Origin of the sequence: Photobacterium sp. DA100 (genome assembly GCF_029223585.1) — a bacterium.
Lineage (GTDB): Bacteria > Pseudomonadota > Gammaproteobacteria > Enterobacterales > Vibrionaceae > Photobacterium.
This window is the reverse complement of record NZ_CP119423.1, coordinates 2,960,174-2,977,545: the sequence shown is the minus strand read 5'-3', so window position 1 is coordinate 2,977,545 and position 17,372 is coordinate 2,960,174. Positions and strand designations below refer to the sequence as shown.

Sequence of the window (17,372 nt, the reverse complement as noted above, 5' to 3'; positions counted from 1 at the left end):
GGGAGCAGGCAAGGTGAAAAGTCCGACCGACACCAGTTTTATCCTCGATATCTCAAGCCTTGATCGCTTGCGTGCAGGGGTGAAAACGGGAAAAGAGGGAGAGCAGGCCAGCCTGCGAGCCGCCGCCGAGCAGTTTGAGGCCATCTTTACCCAGATGATATTCAAATCGATGCGCGAGGCCAACTCTGCGTTCGAGTCGGACTTGATGAGCAGCCGCAACGCCAAATTTTTTGAGCAGATGCATGACGAGCAGATGGCCAGTGAACTGAGCCGCAGCAACTCGCTCGGACTGGCCGATATGATTGTCCAGCAGCTCGGCGCCCACCAAGAGGACAGCACTGTTCAGCAGAGTGATGGTACGCTGGCCAAAGAGCCGCACTTTGTTGAGCTGGACAGGGGCGGCAATTTCCTGCCCTTCGAGCGGCAAGACGTCGGTGCGGATAACCGTACGGTGAGCAACTCAAGCCTGTCGTTGCCAGCCAGCAATGCGCCTGCACAGTCTGCGATGAGTGAAGAGGAAATCATCCAGATAGCCAACAAGGCGATCGCCCAGCGTACCGCGGCCAATGGTGCCTCCGGCCCGAATACGCCTGGTCTGGTTCAGCCATCACCTCAGCCGCAAAGTTTCGATACGCCGCAAGCATTTGTTTCCCATATGGCACCCTATGCGCGCCGTACTGCCGGTGTCTTGGGTGTTGATCCCGCGGTACTGATAGCCCAGGCTGCCTTGGAAACGGGGTGGGGCAAAAAAGTGATCAGCAATGCGGCCGGTAACAGCAACAACTTATTTAATATCAAGGCTGATCCGAGCTGGAAAGGGGAGCGAGTAACGACACAAACCTTGGAGTATCATCAGGGTATTGCCGTCCAAGAGCGCGCGGCGTTTCGTTCTTATGATTCTTTTGACGCCAGCTTCAATGACTACGCACAGTTTTTGAAGCAGAATCCTAGATACTCAGTGGCTTTGGAAAATACCCAAGATCCGAAAGCTTTTATCAATGAGATCCACAAGGCTGGCTATGCGACTGATCCGAGGTACAGTGAGAAGGTCATGCGGGTATACGAGCAGGTGAGTGATTTGATGGAGCAAGAACAGTAATTGAGCCTATCAAAAATAGGTTAGACAAAAATATCTACAATTGAAGAGATAATCTTCAGCGTATCCTCACTCTCAGACAGCGCCGACTTAATTTCGTTGGTCTCTACCTTTTCCTGGTTTCCTTCACGAATATTATCAAGCACCACAGGTGCAATGATCTCCTTGATGGCATAACCCAGCAATGTTGCAATACCAATATTCATACACCCTGCCTATGAATTGTGCGTGTCAATTTATATTTATTATATATACAAGTTATACTGTTTATCTAGTGTAAATCTAAATAAATTATAAATGTTAGATCTGGTTATCACTTGGTGGTGGTGATGTTGCTGTTATGTGCGTTGCTTTGTTTTTTGCTAAAAAATTATCATTATTTTATAAAGGCTAAGCGCCCGCATTTATTTATATTTATTTTAAATCAATGGTTTAGTTTGATTTTTTTGTTTTTTAGGAAAGTTGATGATTTTACCTAGCCAAAAAAATGGCTAATTATGCGTCAATGAACAGGTGTGAATGAATAAACGGATCGAACACTTTCTTTCATATCCCTAAATAGTCGATTTTCAGGCTAGATTCTGAAAAATTTAATATTTAAAAGTATGGAATACTGAAAATATTACTTCGATAGTTTTCCTGTAATAAGTTTGCAGAGAAAGGAGCGCTTAAAGTTGAAAAGGCTTTATGTGGTTGGCGGGGATATATCTAACAATATCAGGAAGCCTGTCAGGAAGTTTGATGTCTTGATTATTATAGCTGGAATGATAAAGGCGTTAACTCGCTGTGTCCTTGACTTGGCCTAAAATTTGCATTGTTATCCTTGTCGAAGCAATGATAGTGATTGCTGCTGGTAATGGCTGGAGATTAAGTACATGGCGTTAGATTTGCTCAATATTGGTATGAGTGGGCTGAGAACCTCTCAGAAACAACTGAATGTGACCAGCCACAATATCAGTAACGTCAATACGCCTGGATACAGCCGCCAGAGTGCAGAACAGAAAGCAGATGATGCACACTGGATTGGTGGTAGCCAGTATGGCACGGGCGCTTATATCGATAATGTCCGTCGAGCTTACGATCAGTTTGCTGCAAGAGAGCTAACCCAGTCGACTACCCAACTCCACCAAGCCAATGAAAGCCATGCCCAGCTAGCTGTGATGGATGAGTTCATTTCCAACAATGCCAGCAAGACCATCTCCAGCATGAACGACTACTACGATTCAGTGAAAAGCCTTGCTGATCATCCCAACGATCTTGGCTCACGCAAAGCGGTATTGGAAAATGCCGCTCTTGTCAGCCAAACCGTCAATAGCACATACGATACCCTTGCCGGTATGCAACGGGATGTAAATGATCAGCTAGTTGCAACAGTTGATCGGGTAAATAGCCTGGGGCAAGAAATTGCCACTTTGAATAAGCGTATTCAGGAAAATCCGGCAGGGGAGAAAAATGATTTGTTTGACCAGCAGCAGAGCTTGGTCAATGAACTGGCGCAGCACACCAAAGTGACTGTACTCAAGGGTAAAGATAACCTGGCGAATACGGTGATCATCGGTGATGGGCAAACTCTTGTGTCGGGCACAGAATCATCTCGCCTTACAGTGATACCGGGTGAGCCCGACCCGCTACAGACACAAATCGCGGTAGATGATGGCCACAATGCCACCCCGCTGGATGCCGATAATATGGGCGGTATTCTTGGCGCCATGATTGGCTTTCGCCGTGATGTTGTCGAGCGCAGCATCGATGAAGTCGGGCGAATGGCTATCGGTTTTGCCGGGCAGGTGAATACCATCCAGCGCCAGGGCTTGGATTTGAAAGGTGAGCAGGGCAAGAACATGTTTGCCGATATCAATGATCCGATTGCGATGCAGCAGCGGGTGCTTAAACCGATGGGCAGTAGTGCCGATATGACCGTAGCCATTGATGATGTCTCCAAACTTCAAGTGGGTGATTACCAGTTAAAGGCGAACACTGATGGGATAACCAATAGCTATCAGATGTTTAATGCCAAAGGCGAAGAAGTCTTGAACCAAACCATTGCAGCAACTGACCCGCAAGTACTGCAGGTGGATGGTATGCAAATCAACGTTAATAATTTATCAGCGGCCCCGTCTGATGAAACCTTTACCATCCGTCCTGTAAGGCTTGGCGGCGCGCAGATGACCATGAATGCCACAGAAGCATCAGATATTGCCGCCCAGCGGGTAGTAATGGCAGCGGAGGCAAACCAAGGTACAGCACAACTAGAGCCGTTACCGTCAGCACAAGTTAGTGGCACATTTCGGGTTGAGATTAATGGGACCGGCGATGCACTATCAGTGCTGGATGATCAGGATAACCCGATCAGCTTGATTGGTTATGACGCTCAGGGCAATGCATTGCCGCCCAGCACAAGTATTGCTTATCCAGTAACCAATGGTGTTATCCACTTTGAGGGTGCCCCGAACACTCCGGTGCCAACGTTGGCACTTAGCAGTGGTGCGGCGGCCAATGACAGCTTTACGGTAACTTTGGGGGCAAAGCCTGCAGAAGGGGACAACAGCAATTTGCTGGAAATTCAGCACCTGCAAACAGAGAAAACCATGAACAACGGCCGCTCTAGCGTCATTGATTTGTTCCAGACACTGACCACCGATGTCGGTATCCAGAAAATGAATGCTGAGAAGTTTGGCCAGATCAGCCAACTGGATTTTGACGCCGCCAGTGAGCGGGTGTCCAGTGTGTCCGGTGTCAACTTGGATGAGGAGGCGGCAAACCTGATGAAGTTCCAGCAAGCGTATATGGCTTCCTCTCGCATTATGAGCGTGGCCCGCGAAACCTTTGATACGCTGTTGCGTGCTGTTTAAGGATAGGAGGCATTATGATCAATCGTGTATCTACCTTTTCCCAGTATCAGAACCTGACTTCTAACCTTATGCGCAAGCAAGGGGCGGTAAACAACACCAATGAGCAACTGGCCACGGGTAAGCGTATCAAAACCGCCGGAGACGATCCGATTGCCTCGGTGTCGACCCAAAACTATAAACAGCAACTGGTACAAATCGAACAGTTTCAAAAATCTATCACTCTAGCCAATAACCGTTTGGGCACCCTTGAAACCTCCCTCAAGAATGTGGAAAGCCACATTGATAGCTCCAAGCAGAAAGTGATCGGCATGATCAATGGTGCAATGGCTGGCGATGACAAGACCGCTTTTAAAAATGAGTTGGAAAGTTTGTATGAGGGCCTGCTGAACCTTGCCAATACCCAGGATGAAGGCGGCAATTATGTGTTTGCCGGAAACCAGTCCTCGACTCAACCTTTTGTTGAAAACTCTTTGGGTGAAGTGGTTTACATGGGGGATGCTGGTTATCGTGAAGCACGCATAGATACATCGGTTCATGTTCAAACGAGCCAGCCCGGCAGCCAGGTATTCATGGAAATCGATAATCCTTTCGGGGATTATCGTCCCGACTATAAAGGGCTTCAGAGTGAGTCGGGTTTGTCGCTGTTGTCAGCGACCAACAGTGAGTCCGGTGATAATTCTATTTATGAAGTAGATTTTCAAGACGATGGTGCTGGTGGCCTAAACTATGTTTTGATTCGGGATGGTACGCCTTACGGCCCTTCCGCCTATGATCCTAGTGTTGGTATCCAGTTTGTCGACACAACACCGGGCTCGGAGGCAAATCTCGATCTTAAGTTCGATGGTGAGATAAAACCAGGTGATAGTGTTTCCTTTGACAAAACTGACACCATTGATTTGTTCCAGACCATGAATGATGTCATTAAGTACTCAGAATTTGATTCGGCTTCTCCTGAGGCTAGGGCGAGCCTGCAACGTTCCATTGAAGAGCTAAACTCGGCTTATGTCCACATGAACCAACGTCGGGCAGAAGTCGGCACTGGCTTGAAAACCCTCGAAACCTATGAGGCTCAGCATCAAGATTTCGAATTGAGTCTCAACAAGGCCAAGGGAAGCTTGGAAGATCTGGACTACAGCAAGGCAATCATTGAACTCAACGAAGACATGCTGGCCCTGCAGGCCTCCCAGGCTGCCTTCAACCAAACCAAGCAGCTCAGTTTGTTTAACTACTTATAATTTTCCTCTCCTTTCGGGATTAAAGCGGCAGAGTTTTGCCGCTTTAAAATCACCGGTACTGTGGAGTGAAGAGCGGTGCTATGGCCCTATGGGACAGTTTGCGGCGATACATGGCATATAAAGTTAGAGTTTGACTGGGAAGTGTAGCTCGTAGAGTCTTATTGCAGACCCACAGACCCACAGACCCACAGACCCACAGACCCACAGACCCACTCTGAAATTTTTTTAAAAAAATTCCTAAAGGTATTTTTGCTTGTGCCGTTAATAGAAGTACTTAAACAAAAATAGATATTTACCCCCCGCTTATAGGCTGGGTTGTAACTCAACAAGGAGCGAAATATGTCTGTTACCGTAAATACTAACGTTTCAGCGATGACGGCCCAGCGTCACCTAGGTAATGCCACTAACAACGTAAGCAGCAGCATGGAGCGTTTGTCTTCTGGTTTGCGTATCAACAGTGCGAAAGATGATGCGGCGGGTCTGCAAATCTCTAACCGTCTAACCAGCCAGAGCAACGGCCTTAACGTAGCAATGCGTAACGCCAACGACGGTATCTCGATTGCACAGACTGCTGAAGGTGCAATGCAGGAGTCAACCAACATCATGCAGCGTATGCGTGACCTGTCTCTACAGGCCGCTAACGGCTCGAACTCTGATGATGACCGTGCTGCACTGCAGAAAGAAGTTGGTGCACTGCAAGAAGAATTAACACGTATTGCTGAAACCACAACGTTTGGTGGCCAGAATTTGCTTGATGGCTCGTACGGCACCCAAGCTTTCCAAGTTGGTTCTAATGCTAATGAAACAGTTGATTTATCATTGTCTGATGTTAGGTCAACTTCATTAGGTAACTCTACTATGGAACTTGGTGGAGCGGCTATTGGTGCTTTTGTGCAAGGTGCTGCTAATGCTGTCACTGACCAGGATCTAACGATTACAGGTGCTAGTGGTCAAAAAGATGTCAATGTATCTGCAAATGCAACTGCAGGTGATATTGCTGAAGCCATCAATAATGTTTCTTCTGATACTGGTGTTACTGCAGAGGCGTTTACTGGTGTTAGGCTTGATAGTTTGACATTAGATCCTGCAGGAGACAATACCATTGATATTGACTCCGGTTCAGGTGTGAAAAGCTATTCAATGCCAACAGGCAGTGAAATTACTGACCTAGCAGACCGAATAAATGCAGATAGTAAAGATACTGGACTCAGAGCTGTTGCTAATGATGACGGTACACTCGATATTGTTTCTGATAAAGGAGATGATATCCATATTGAAGCAACTGGTACTTTGACTAACTTTAGTTTGGGACTTACTGAGTTGAACTCTGATATGACAACGACTGGTGGTGATACTGCGACTATTGTAACTGGTGCTGCCGAACAAATTTTAACTGGTAAAGTTGAAGTCCAGACAAGTATTAAAGATAGTGATCGTTTGGAAATTACAACATCTGAAGGTACGCCAGCTAACGCGATTACTACAGGCTCTGAAGCTAAGTCATTAAACTCAGTGGACTCTATTGATATTTCAACAGCAAATGGTGCCCAGAGCGCAATTGATACCATTGACTCAGCAATCGCTCAAATTGATGATCAGCGTGCCGACCTTGGTGCATTCCAAAACCGAATGAACCACACCCTGAACAACCTTTCGAACATCAACGAAAACGTAAATGCGTCAAACAGCCGTATCAAAGACGTTGACTTTGCAAAAGAAACCACAGACCTGACTAAGAACCAGATCCTACAACAGGCGTCTACTTCGATTCTTGCCCAGGCGAAAATGAATCCACAGGCAGCATTGAGCCTACTGTAATTCATTAAATGAAAAGAGGCATGGCTGCGTAGCCATGCCTCTATTCACTTTTTGTAAACATTAAGGAGAAGTGATTATCATGGATAAATTATCAGATAACCCCTCAGCTTCTTCTCTTAATTCAGCTTTCTCCGCAAAAGCAAAGCTGAACCTTTCCCCAAGTAAATTAGGTAGCTCAAAGCCAACTGATGCTGCCAAAACAGAGTTGCCGTTTAAGTCCGCGGTTAATCAAACAGAAAAAGCTGATTCATCTCGACTGATGAGTGAGCCTTCAGCAGATGAACTCAATGAATTTCACCGGGAGCAGATTGAAGCTTTGTCAAAGCGTATTAACCGTGAGCTTAAGTTTGAATATGACGACGAGCACGGCGAGCAGGTCGTCTACATCTATGACAAAACCAGTGGTGATCTGATCCGGCAGATCCCGGCACAGGAGTTATTGGAGCTAAATGAAAATTTGGCTAAATATTCCGTGAGTTCATTTCAAGAGAAAATCTAACTTGGCTTGTTTTTTGCATTAGTTCCGTATCCGCAATAAGCGTCAAGTCACAACGACTGAATGGGGTAGAGGTTTCACATGGCAGGTTTATCGGTAGGCGGTTTAGGCTCTGGCTTGGATGTTGCGGGAATGACCCAACAACTAGTTGCGGCTGAGCGTACGCCGAAAGAAATCCGGATCACCAACGAAAAGTCGAAAGTTGATGCCAGCCTGAGTGCCTATGGCCTGGTGAAATCCTCGGCAAGTTCACTGCAGGATTTGCTCGAGTCTTTTGATGAAGATGAAGCTTTTACCAGCAAATCAGCCTCTTCCTCAGAGTCTGGCTACTTAGATGTCAGTGTCGAGAGTAATGCACAAAATGGCCGCTATTCCGTTGAGGTCAAGCAACTGGCAGAAAGCCATAAAGTTGCCAGTACCAGTTTGACGGCTGATCCCGATGCCAGTTTGGGTTCTGGCGATTTGGTCATTGGGGTAGGTAGCAACTCAATGACTCTCAATATCTCTTCAAATAAGAGTAGCCTAAAAGACGTCGCGCAGGCGATTAACGATGCTGATGATAATCCTGGAATTACAGCGACTATCATCACCGATGATACGGGTGCCAAGTTGGTATTTTCCAGTACCAAAACGGGTGAAGAAAACAAGATCAGTATCGATGCGTCAGGGGCTACTGGGGATTTGGGCGATTTGGACTTTGATCCAGATAATATTACCGGCAACCCGAATATGATGGAAATGCAAGAAGCCAAGGACGCAATCATTGTGATTGACGGCTTCTCTACCGTGACCAATGCGACGAATACCTTTACCGATGCAATTGATGGGGTCACCTTCAATGCAAAAAAAATTACCGGTACTTATGGTACGGGTAATGACACCGATGATATTGATGTTAAAAATGCCATCATCGAGATAGAAAATGACACCGGTAAGCCTAAGACCGCGATTGATGAGTTTGTCGAGGCTTACAATAGCTTATTTGAAATGGTTGACTCTCAGTCAAAATACAATGTAGAAGAAGAGAGTGGCGGTCCGTTAGTTGGTGACAGTATTTCACGTTCGCTCCTAGGGCAGATGCGTAACTTGCTTAACGAACCCGTCGAAGTCAACGGCAGAAGTTATCTGTTATCCGAGTTTGGTGTAACGACCGACAGATACGGCAAGCTTGAGGTCGATGATGAAATCCTTAATGATCAATTGGATGAAAACTTTGTCAACTTTGGTCGCTTCTTTAACGGCGATGAAGGGTTTCTGAAAAAAGCCGATGATTTACTCGATGGTTTTGTTGGCCGCGAGGGCTCGATTACCAGCCGGGAAGACAGCCTCAAAGAGCAGCAAAAGCGGCTTGACGATGATATGGTTACGCTAAATGAGCGGATGAAAGCTTACGAAGAGCGAACCTACAAACAATTGTCGGCCATGGATGCCGCCATCTACAAAATGAACAATGAACTGAATACTATGATGAGCTTGCTGGTGTTCTAAGGTTGAAGCATGAAAGAATTAACCGTTTTAGAGAAGCAGATCGAAGCCCTTCTCGCACTCGATGAGTATCCAGATGATTTTCCCGAGCAGCTCGAGCAACTCGTTGCGGCAAGGCATGAGCGGGTCAAGATGATCCTGGCAGACCGGGAGACGCTGAGCCGGGAGACCTTTGAGGATGTCCAGCAGCGGACCCGCGATCTAAAAGCGCTTCTTGAACAGAATAAAGCCCGAATTAGACAGAAGTTATTGACCGCCAAGCAAGGCAAGAAGTCTGTCTCTGTCTATCAAATGTATCAAAATAAATAGGAAAGAATTATGCGTGGTTCACTTCAGGCATATAAACAAGTGTCAGTTAATTCTCAGTTGGCCAGTGCGTCGCCGCACCGTGTGGTGTTGATGCTGCTTGGTGGTGCCATCGAGCGTTTGATCCAGGCCAAGGCGGCAATGGAAATGGGCAATGTGGCAATGAAAGGGGAGCGAGTGTCTAAAGCGCTGGCGATCATCGGTACATTGCGCGACAGCCTATCGATGGAAGATGGCGGTGAAATTGCGACCAACCTCGATAGTTTGTACGATTTTATGATGCGCCATGTTATTGACGGTAGCTCTAATAACAAGCCGGACAACTTCACCGAGGTGGTAGATTTACTGCGTGAAATCAAGTCAGCGTGGGAGCAAATTCCTGCTGAGTACCACCACCTGGCAGAATAATAGGAGAAACTTCACAATGTTATTGTGAAGTTTTTGCTCTGCTTTTTACCGGGTTTTTTACCCCAAAGCTATCTCAAGCTTGCTTTTCATTGGGATAGCTTCACAGCTTTTGCCCCCCGTTGGTTGCCTTATTCTGTACTTTAATTACAATGGTCAGATTAGATTTGAAGTGGTTTCTCGTCGCATTACGCAGTTCTTTTCATAATTTTTAATATGAATGTCGATAATGCCAGCACGAAATAACTCTTAAGTAGGCAGGCAAACTCTTTTCTATGCAAGTTCATACCCTCGTTATTGATGATGACCAACAGCATCGCCATGATTTAAGCGTGATCCTTACCTTTATCGGTGAGCAATATGAGGCCTATTCGTCTCAAGAGGTTAACAGTTCGCACTGGGAAAAAGAGTGGGGCGCGTGTTTACTCGGTAAGATCTCTTCTAGCCAGTCACTCAGCACACTGCTGAACTTCCTGCGTACCCATCACCATATCCCGGTGATCTCGATGGGCGATCATGAAAACGAGCTCGCGGCATTGTCCAACTATGTAGGCAACCTCGATAAGCCATTGCACTATGGCCAGTTGATGGATGCCTTCCGCCACTGCAAAGAGTTCCTGGGCAAGCAAACTTTCCAGATGCCCACTTTCGGCCGTAAAAACACCCTGTTCCGCAGCATGGTTGGCCGCAGTGAAGCGATCAGCCAGATCCGCCATTTGATGGAGCAGGTTGCTGCGACCGATGCCAGTGTGCTGATCTTTGGCGAGTCGGGTACCGGCAAAGAAGTGGTTGCGCGCAATATCCATTATCATTCGACGCGCGGCAAAGGGCCGTTTGTTCCGGTCAACTGTGGCGCAATCCCGCCGGACTTGTTGGAAAGCGAATTGTTCGGCCATGAGAAAGGCGCGTTTACCGGTGCGGTATCGGCGCGTAAGGGCCGTTTTGAGCTGGCTGAAGGCGGCACCCTGTTCCTTGACGAGATTGGCGATATGCCTATGTCGATGCAGGTGAAGCTGCTGCGTGTGCTGCAGGAGCGTTGCTTCGAGCGTGTGGGTGGCAGCGAGACCATCAAAGCCGATGTACGCATCGTGGCGGCGACGCACCGCGATCTTGAATCGATGATTGCCGAAGAGAAGTTCCGCGAGGATCTCTACTACCGGTTGAATGTGTTCCCAATCGAGATGCCGGCACTGCGCGAGCGAATGGAAGATATTCCATTGTTGCTGCAGGAGCTGTTGGCGCGGATGGAAGCCCAGGGCGCAAAACCGATCCACTTTACCCCGCGAGCCGTGACCTCGTTGATGGAGCACGACTGGCCGGGCAATATCCGGGAGTTGGCGAACTTGGTTGAGCGTTTGATCATTCTTTATCCGGGCGAAATGGTGGATATCAGCCACCTGCCGATGAAGTACCGCTATAGCCAGTTCCCTGAATTCCAGCCGGAAGAGAGCTTTATGTCGGTTGATGATCATGAAAGATTGGCCTTGGCCGATATGTTCAGCAGCCAAGCATCGGAACTCGACAATACACAGAGTCACAGTGATTTGCCGCCTGAAGGGGTGAACTTGAAGGAAATGCTGGCCGAGCTGGAAGTAGACATGATCAGCCAGGCACTGGAGGCGCAAGGTGGAGTCGTGGCCCGAGCCGCAGATATGCTGGGTATGCGCCGAACCACACTGGTTGAAAAAATGCGCAAATATGGCTTAAGTCGCTAGTCAAAACACTATCTTCTTTCTGGCGCCAATATATTGGCGCCTTTTTATATCCCTTCTTGTAGATAAAGTGCTGATAATAAAGATATAATTTTGGCACTATTCATGCATTACTCGTTTTTTGACAGTGTATCGCTGGGTGTTCAGTACCGAACATACCATTTTGCTTTACGCGTCGTGATAAGCCCAATTTTAGTTTTAGGTTTTCCATGGATGATAATCAGCCGGCTCAGAGCACCCCGCACAGTACAAGTTCTGCTTTGGGCACATTGTCACAACAGGTCAGTCGCTACCAGCAGATGCTGGAGGTCATGCCTTCCGGGGTGATCTTCTTGGATTCTGGTGGCATTGTCCGTGAGGCCAACCCTGAAGCCATCCGACTGCTCGGCGAGCCGCTACAGGATCAGCGTTGGGTTGATGTGATTCAGCGCGCTTTCTCACCCCGTGACGATGATGGCCATGAGATTTCATTGAAAAATGGCCGCAGGGTAAGGTTGGCGATTTCTGCGTCCAACAGCGGCCAATTGATTTTTATCACCGATATGACAGAGACCCGTTTGTTGCAGTCCCGGGTCAGCGAGATGCAGCGCCTGTCTTCGCTCGGCAAGATGGTCGCGTCCTTGGCGCATCAGGTCAGGACGCCTTTGTCCAGTGCTATGCTGTACGCCTCCAATCTGGCGGCACCAAACCTGACACCGCCGATACGTGAGCGCTTCCAGAGCAAGCTGGTTGATCGCCTGCATGACTTGGAAAAACAGGTCAATGACATGCTGCTGTTTGCCAAGGGCGGCGACAACAAGGTGGTGGAGTGCTTTACCCTGGAGACCCTGCTCAATGAGCTCGACGGTATGGTTGAAGCGCAGGTGATCAATAGCCAGGTTGATTTCAGTATTGATTGCGATGACGAATCCCTGACCTTGCTGGGCAATGCCAATGCGCTGGCCAGCGCCATCAGTAATTTGATCACCAATGCTATCCAGATGGCTGGCAAGCAGTGCCGGGTCGCGGTCAAGGTGATCGCCCAGGGGGACTGGATCCATCTGGCGGTACTGGATAACGGCCCTGGTATTGCGCCGGAAATGCAGAAGAAAATCTTGGAACCCTTTTATACCACCCGCAAACAGGGAACGGGGCTCGGGCTGGCCGTGGTGCAGATGGTTGCCAATGCCCACAAAGGAAGGCTGACACTGGAATCTGAGCTTGGCAAAGGGGCATGCTTTACCCTGTCAGTGCCGCAAGCGGAAAGCCTGAATATCGCGCCGGGCCAAGAGCCACAACAAAACGAACATCAATTGGATCCGACAGGAGTGACCCTATGAACCAAAGCCGTGTGTTAGTCGTCGAGGATGACGAGGGTTTGCGAGAAGCCTTGGTTGATACGTTGGCCTTGGCCGGCTACCACTCGCTCGAAGCCGACAGTGCCGAGCAGGCGCTGTTGCTGCTCAAAGCCAATACGGTTGATCTCGTGGTGTCGGATGTTCAAATGGCCGGTATGGATGGGCTGGGCCTGCTTCGTAGTATCAAGCAGCACTGGCCGAAGTTGCCGGTATTGCTGATGACCGCCTATGCCAACATTGAAGATGCGGTCTCGGCGATGAAAGAGGGCGCGATTGACTACATGGCCAAGCCGTTTGCCCCTGAAGTGCTGCTTAATATGGTCAGTCGCTATGCACCGGTGAGTACGGAAAGTGGCCAGACGATCGCGGCCGACGAGAAATCCCTGAAGCTATTGGCGTTGGCCGAGAAAGTCGCCAAGACCAATGCCAGTGTGATGGTACTTGGTCCGAGCGGCTCGGGTAAGGAAGTGATGTCGCGCTATATTCACCACAACTCGAACCGCAGTGATGGGCCTTTTGTCGCCATTAACTGTGCCGCCATTCCGGAGAATATGCTGGAGGCGACCCTGTTCGGCTACGAGAAAGGGGCATTTACCGGCGCGGTACAGGCCTGTCCCGGTAAGTTTGAACAGGCACAGGGCGGGACCATTTTGCTCGATGAAATCAGCGAAATGGACTTGAACTTGCAAGCCAAGCTGCTGCGGGTATTGCAGGAGCGTGAGGTGGAGCGCTTGGGGAGCCGCAAGAGTATCAAGCTGGATGTCCGGGTACTGGCAACCAGTAACCGGGATCTCAAAGACTATGTGGCCAAGGGCCATTTCCGCGAGGACTTGTATTACCGCCTCAATGTTTTTCCGTTGATGTGGCCGGCCCTGGCCGAACGCCCGGGTGATATCGAGCCGCTGGCCCAGTATTTGATGAAACGCCATTGTACAAAGCAGGGGCAGCCGGTGCCCGAACTCTCCCCTGCGGCGGTCGGCAAGCTTAAGCAGTATACCTGGCCGGGCAATGTCCGTGAGCTCGATAATGTGATTCAGCGTGCGCTGATTTTGTGCCAGGGCCACTCGGTGGCAGAATCTGATATTTTGCTGGAGGGGCTCGATTGGTTGCAGGCAGACGGTTTGCAAACATTGCTCGCGCCGACTGTCGGCTCTCCTTCGGAAAGCGATGACACAGTTGCGCCAAATATTGCCACAGAGCAGCAGGTTGCGGATAAGACCAAAATCGCCATGCCAGCGGATGGGTTAGGAAATGAGCTGCGGGAACAAGAGTTTTCGATTATTCTAGACACCATTCGTGCTTGCGATGGGCGCCGCAAGGATGTCGCAGAAAAACTTGGCATCAGCCCAAGAACATTGCGCTATAAATTGGCAAAAATGCGTGATGCTGGGATAGATATCCCAGTTTGACCACCGCAATGACGGACGAAATCCTTCATACTTAACGTAATCATATTAATAAAGAAATCTGACTGACACTATTTTGACGGGTGGGAGAGACAAATGAAAGTAAATGGACTTCAGGCCGAAATGCAGGCGATGAAACTGGAAGCCACCAATGCATCCCGCCCGGCAACAGGGCAGCAGGTCAGTGCAGATTTCGGGGCGATGCTGGGCGATGCCATTAAAGGTGTCAACCAACTCCAATCACAATCCAGTGAGCTAGCGACACGCTTTGACCAAGGGGACCGCAGTGTTTCCCTGTCTGATGTCATGATCGCGCGAAACAAGTCGAGCGTTGCCTTCGAAGCAACGGTTCAGGTGCGCAATAAAATGGTCGAAGCGTACAAAGAGCTCATGAATATGCCGGTTTAATTTCGACTGGATAATGTAGGAAAATAGTACGTGTCGGAATCATCAACTAACAATGAGCTCGCTGTTGCTGGCCATTCTCCGTCAACCGCGGTAATGGCCGATAGTGAACTGGATCTCCAGAACCCGGATGCCGGAGAGAAGAGTGCCTCGCGTGTCGATAACATGCTTGGCAACCTTGATGTGCTTCGCCAGGTTGTTCTGGTTTTGTCGGTGGCCATTTGTGTCGCTTTGATTGTCCTTGTCGTTTCTTGGATCAAAGAGCCGGAAATGCGCCCTCTCGGTACCTATGAAACCGCAGAGCTTATCCCTATTCTTGATCACTTTGACCAGAAAAAAATCAACTATACCCTCGATGGCAATACCATCCGGGTGCCAGCCGATAACTTCTCGGCCATCAAACTCGAGCTGACTCGGGCGGGACTGAACCAAACGGCGTCTGTGGGCGATGACATCCTGCTGCAGGACATGGGGTTTGGCGTATCGCAGCGCCTTGAGCAAGAGCGCTTGAAGCTGAGCCGTGAGCGGCAGTTGGCACGGGCGATCGAGCAGATCCGCCAGGTTCGCCAGGCCCAGGTACTGCTGGCGATGCCAAAGCAAAGTGTGTTTGTCCGCCATAACCAGGAGGCTTCAGCCACCGTCTTTTTGACCCTGTCCAGCGGGGCGTCGCTGGGCCAGCAAGAGGTCGACTCGATCGTTGATATGGTCGCCACCGCGGTACCGGGGCTAAGGCCAACCCGGGTTACCGTGACCGATCAGCACGGGCGCCTGCTCAGCTCGGGTACAGCCGATCCACAGGCCACTGCCCGGCGCAAAGAATATGAGCTTCAGCGCAAGCAGGAGCAAGCACTGCGCGAGAAAATCGATGCGATCCTGATCCCGGTTCTGGGCCTTGGCAACTATACCGCTCAGGTGGATGTCTCGATGGATTTCAGTGCGGTGGAAGAGACCCGCAAGCAGTATGATCCGGCGACGCGCTCGACCCGCAGTGAATACACCCTAGAAGATATTAACAATGGCCGCATCGTAGCCGGCATCCCGGGGGCGCTCAGCAACCAGCCGCCGGCAGACAGTGCGATTCCCCAGGAGGTGGCCGAGCTGCAGTCGGGCAGCACTGGCGGGAATAACTCGGTGCACCGCGAGGCGACCCGAAACTACGAACTTGATACCACCATCAGGCACCGCCGGGCCCAAACCGGTACAGTGGACCGCCAGACGGTCTCGGTTGCCATTGACTACAAGCAGGTTGTTAATCCGGAAACCGGCGAGGTCACCCGGGTTGCGCTGAGTGAAGCCGAGTTGGCAAAAATTGCCCGCTTGCTCAAAGGTGGCGTCGGTTTTTCTGAAATGCGCGGCGATATGCTGGAAGTGATCTCGGTACCGTTTGCCGTGCCGGAAGAGCAAATGGTGGCCGACTTGCCGATTTGGGATCATCCGAATTTCAACACCTGGGTCCGTTGGCTTGCCGCGGCGCTGGTGATTGTGGTGATCATGGTGGTGATGGTGCGCCCGGCAATGCGCAAGTTGCTTTATCCAAACCAAGCGGCAGATGGTACGCCGCTGGATGAAAACGGGTTGCCGGTACCGGTCGGTGGTCAGGACTCGGTTGACCTGATCGGTAGCGAGCTTGATGGCGTGGAAACGCTGGAGCTGAGCAGCAGCAACTTGGATCTACCAAACCTGCATAAAGACGAAGATCTGCTCAAAGCCGTGCGTGCACTGGTTGCGAATGAACCGGATCTGGCGGCGCAGGTTGTTAAGAGTTGGGTAACTGAAGATGGCTAATGAAGTAGCAACTACAGACGGCAAGAAATTTGATATCTCCACCCTGACTGGGGCCGACAAGGCAGCGATTTTGCTGTTGAGCCTCAACGAGCAGGATGCGGCCAGCATTATCCGCCACCTTGAGCCGAAACAGGTCCAGCGGGTGGGTGGGGTGATGGCGCAAATGGCCGATCTGAACCAGGAGAAAGTGTCTGCGGTTCATCGCCACTTCCTGGAAGATATCCAGAAATACACCAGCATTGGTATGGGCAGCGAGGACTTTGTTCGCAATACCCTGATTGCGGCGCTGGGCGAAGACAAGGCCAATAACCTGGTTGATCAGATCCTGATGGGGAGCGGCTCGCGTGGCCTGGATTCCCTCAAGTGGATGGATCCGCGCCAGGTGGCCAGCATCATCCTCAATGAACACCCGCAGATCCAAACTATCGTGCTGTCCTACCTTGAGCCGGAGCAGTCGGCCGAAATTCTGGCGCAATTCCCCGAGCGGGTCCGTTTGGATTTGATGATGCGAATTGCCAACCTCGAGGAAGTCCAGCCAGCAGCCCTGCACGAGCTGAACGATATCATGGAGAAACAGTTTGCCGGCCAGGCTGGCGCGCAGGCAGCGAAAATTGGTGGCCTGAAAGCGGCTGCCGAAATCATGAACTACCTCGACAACAATGTTGAGGGGGCGCTCATGGATCAAATTCGCGATAACGACGAGGATATGGCGACCCAGATTGAAGATCTGATGTTTGTCTTTGATAACCTGGCCGAAGTGGACGACCGCGGTATCCAGACCTTGCTGCGCGATGTGCCGCAAGATCTGCTGCAAAAAGCCCTCAAGGGTGCCGACGATATGCTGCGCGAGAAAATTATGCGCAACATGTCCAAGCGGGCGGCTGAGATGCTGCAGGACGATCTTGAAGCGATGGGGCCAATTCGTGTGGCCGATGTGGAATCAGCCCAGAAAGAAATCTTGTCGATTGCCCGTCGCCTGGCCGATGCCGGCGAGCTGATGCTGAGCGGAGGCGGAGCGGATGAATTCCTGTAAC

Annotated in this window: 15 protein-coding genes; 14 read left to right on the top strand and 1 reads right to left on the bottom strand. The window is 50.0% G+C overall.

The window, feature by feature from the left end; all coding sequences use genetic code 11:
* Positions 1-13 precede the first annotated feature (13 nt).
* Positions 14-1,099, top strand: coding sequence for a flagellar assembly peptidoglycan hydrolase FlgJ (gene flgJ / locus PTW35_RS13555; RefSeq protein ID WP_281025444.1), 1,086 nt, complete (start codon positions 14-16; stop codon positions 1,097-1,099).
* A 20-nt stretch (positions 1,100-1,119) separates the two neighbouring features.
* Here flgJ and PTW35_RS13550 read toward each other — a convergent pair whose 3' ends face one another.
* Positions 1,120-1,302: a flagellar hook protein gene (locus PTW35_RS13550; protein WP_281025443.1), complete on the bottom strand. Its 183-nt coding sequence runs from the start codon at positions 1,300-1,302 to the stop codon at positions 1,120-1,122.
* Between the two features lie 669 nt (positions 1,303-1,971).
* On the opposite strand from PTW35_RS13550, the gene flgK reads away from it, so the two are divergent.
* From flgK to fliG, 13 genes are all read left to right on the top strand, one after another.
* Positions 1,972-3,948, top strand: coding sequence for a flagellar hook-associated protein FlgK (gene flgK / locus PTW35_RS13545; protein ID WP_281025442.1), 1,977 nt, complete (start codon positions 1,972-1,974; stop codon positions 3,946-3,948).
* A 14-nt stretch (positions 3,949-3,962) separates the two neighbouring features.
* On the top strand, positions 3,963-5,183 hold the full coding sequence (gene flgL, locus PTW35_RS13540; RefSeq protein ID WP_281025441.1) for a flagellar hook-associated protein FlgL: 1,221 nt from the start codon (positions 3,963-3,965) through the stop codon (positions 5,181-5,183).
* A gap of 339 nt (positions 5,184-5,522) precedes the next feature.
* Positions 5,523-7,001: a flagellin gene (locus PTW35_RS13535; RefSeq protein WP_281025440.1), complete on the top strand. Its 1,479-nt coding sequence runs from the start codon at positions 5,523-5,525 to the stop codon at positions 6,999-7,001.
* Positions 7,002-7,080: 79 nt separating this feature from the next.
* Entirely contained in the window at positions 7,081-7,500 is a 420-nt protein-coding gene (locus tag PTW35_RS13530; RefSeq protein ID WP_281025439.1) for a flagellar protein FlaG, read from the top strand.
* Between the two features lie 78 nt (positions 7,501-7,578).
* Positions 7,579-8,985, top strand: coding sequence for a flagellar filament capping protein FliD (gene fliD, locus PTW35_RS13525; RefSeq protein WP_281025438.1), 1,407 nt, complete (start codon positions 7,579-7,581; stop codon positions 8,983-8,985).
* 9 nt (positions 8,986-8,994) lie between these two features.
* Positions 8,995-9,291, top strand: a complete 297-nt coding sequence (locus tag PTW35_RS13520; RefSeq protein ID WP_281025437.1) for a flagellar biosynthesis protein FliS — start codon at positions 8,995-8,997, stop codon at positions 9,289-9,291.
* A 9-nt stretch (positions 9,292-9,300) separates the two neighbouring features.
* On the top strand, positions 9,301-9,696 hold the full coding sequence (gene fliS / locus PTW35_RS13515) for a flagellar export chaperone FliS (protein WP_281025436.1): 396 nt from the start codon (positions 9,301-9,303) through the stop codon (positions 9,694-9,696).
* Positions 9,697-9,968: 272 nt separating this feature from the next.
* Positions 9,969-11,408: a sigma-54 dependent transcriptional regulator gene (locus tag PTW35_RS13510; RefSeq protein ID WP_281025435.1), complete on the top strand. Its 1,440-nt coding sequence runs from the start codon at positions 9,969-9,971 to the stop codon at positions 11,406-11,408.
* Positions 11,409-11,614: 206 nt separating this feature from the next.
* Positions 11,615-12,724 carry an ATP-binding protein gene (locus tag PTW35_RS13505; RefSeq protein WP_281025434.1) on the top strand — a complete coding sequence of 370 codons (1,110 nt, stop codon included), beginning with the start codon at positions 11,615-11,617 and terminating at the stop codon, positions 12,722-12,724.
* Positions 12,721-14,151 carry a sigma-54 dependent transcriptional regulator gene (locus tag PTW35_RS13500; protein WP_281025433.1) on the top strand — a complete coding sequence of 477 codons (1,431 nt, stop codon included), beginning with the start codon at positions 12,721-12,723 and terminating at the stop codon, positions 14,149-14,151. The genes PTW35_RS13505 and PTW35_RS13500 overlap by 4 nt, the downstream gene beginning before the upstream one ends.
* A gap of 93 nt (positions 14,152-14,244) precedes the next feature.
* The gene (gene fliE / locus PTW35_RS13495) at positions 14,245-14,556 is read left to right on the top strand and encodes a flagellar hook-basal body complex protein FliE (RefSeq protein WP_281025432.1); all 312 of its coding nucleotides are present in this window, start codon (positions 14,245-14,247) and stop codon (positions 14,554-14,556) included.
* Positions 14,557-14,586: 30 nt separating this feature from the next.
* Positions 14,587-16,338, top strand: coding sequence for a flagellar basal-body MS-ring/collar protein FliF (gene fliF, locus PTW35_RS13490; protein WP_281025431.1), 1,752 nt, complete (start codon positions 14,587-14,589; stop codon positions 16,336-16,338).
* Complete coding sequence (gene fliG, locus PTW35_RS13485) at positions 16,331-17,371, top strand: flagellar motor switch protein FliG (RefSeq protein ID WP_039467359.1); 1,041 nt, start codon at positions 16,331-16,333, stop codon at positions 17,369-17,371. The genes fliF and fliG overlap by 8 nt, the downstream gene beginning before the upstream one ends.
* The last annotated feature ends 1 nt before the right edge of the window (position 17,372 follow it).

What these genes read in the sequence shown, in the direction of transcription:
- PTW35_RS13550 (WP_281025443.1), bottom strand. Translation starts at nt 1,302, where the DNA reads ATGAATATTGGTATTGCAACATTGCTGGGTTATGCCATCAAGGAGATC.
- flgK (WP_281025442.1), top strand. Translation starts at nt 1,972, where the DNA reads ATGGCGTTAGATTTGCTCAATATTGGTATGAGTGGGCTGAGAACCTCT.
- flgL (WP_281025441.1), top strand. Translation starts at nt 3,963, where the DNA reads ATGATCAATCGTGTATCTACCTTTTCCCAGTATCAGAACCTGACTTCT.
- PTW35_RS13535 (WP_281025440.1), top strand. Translation starts at nt 5,523, where the DNA reads ATGTCTGTTACCGTAAATACTAACGTTTCAGCGATGACGGCCCAGCGT.
- PTW35_RS13530 (WP_281025439.1), top strand. Translation starts at nt 7,081, where the DNA reads ATGGATAAATTATCAGATAACCCCTCAGCTTCTTCTCTTAATTCAGCT.
- fliD (WP_281025438.1), top strand. Translation starts at nt 7,579, where the DNA reads ATGGCAGGTTTATCGGTAGGCGGTTTAGGCTCTGGCTTGGATGTTGCG.
- PTW35_RS13520 (WP_281025437.1), top strand. Translation starts at nt 8,995, where the DNA reads ATGAAAGAATTAACCGTTTTAGAGAAGCAGATCGAAGCCCTTCTCGCA.
- fliS (WP_281025436.1), top strand. Translation starts at nt 9,301, where the DNA reads ATGCGTGGTTCACTTCAGGCATATAAACAAGTGTCAGTTAATTCTCAG.
- PTW35_RS13510 (WP_281025435.1), top strand. Translation starts at nt 9,969, where the DNA reads ATGCAAGTTCATACCCTCGTTATTGATGATGACCAACAGCATCGCCAT.
- PTW35_RS13505 (WP_281025434.1), top strand. Translation starts at nt 11,615, where the DNA reads ATGGATGATAATCAGCCGGCTCAGAGCACCCCGCACAGTACAAGTTCT.
- PTW35_RS13500 (WP_281025433.1), top strand. Translation starts at nt 12,721, where the DNA reads ATGAACCAAAGCCGTGTGTTAGTCGTCGAGGATGACGAGGGTTTGCGA.
- fliE (WP_281025432.1), top strand. Translation starts at nt 14,245, where the DNA reads ATGAAAGTAAATGGACTTCAGGCCGAAATGCAGGCGATGAAACTGGAA.
- fliG (WP_039467359.1), top strand. Translation starts at nt 16,331, where the DNA reads ATGGCTAATGAAGTAGCAACTACAGACGGCAAGAAATTTGATATCTCC.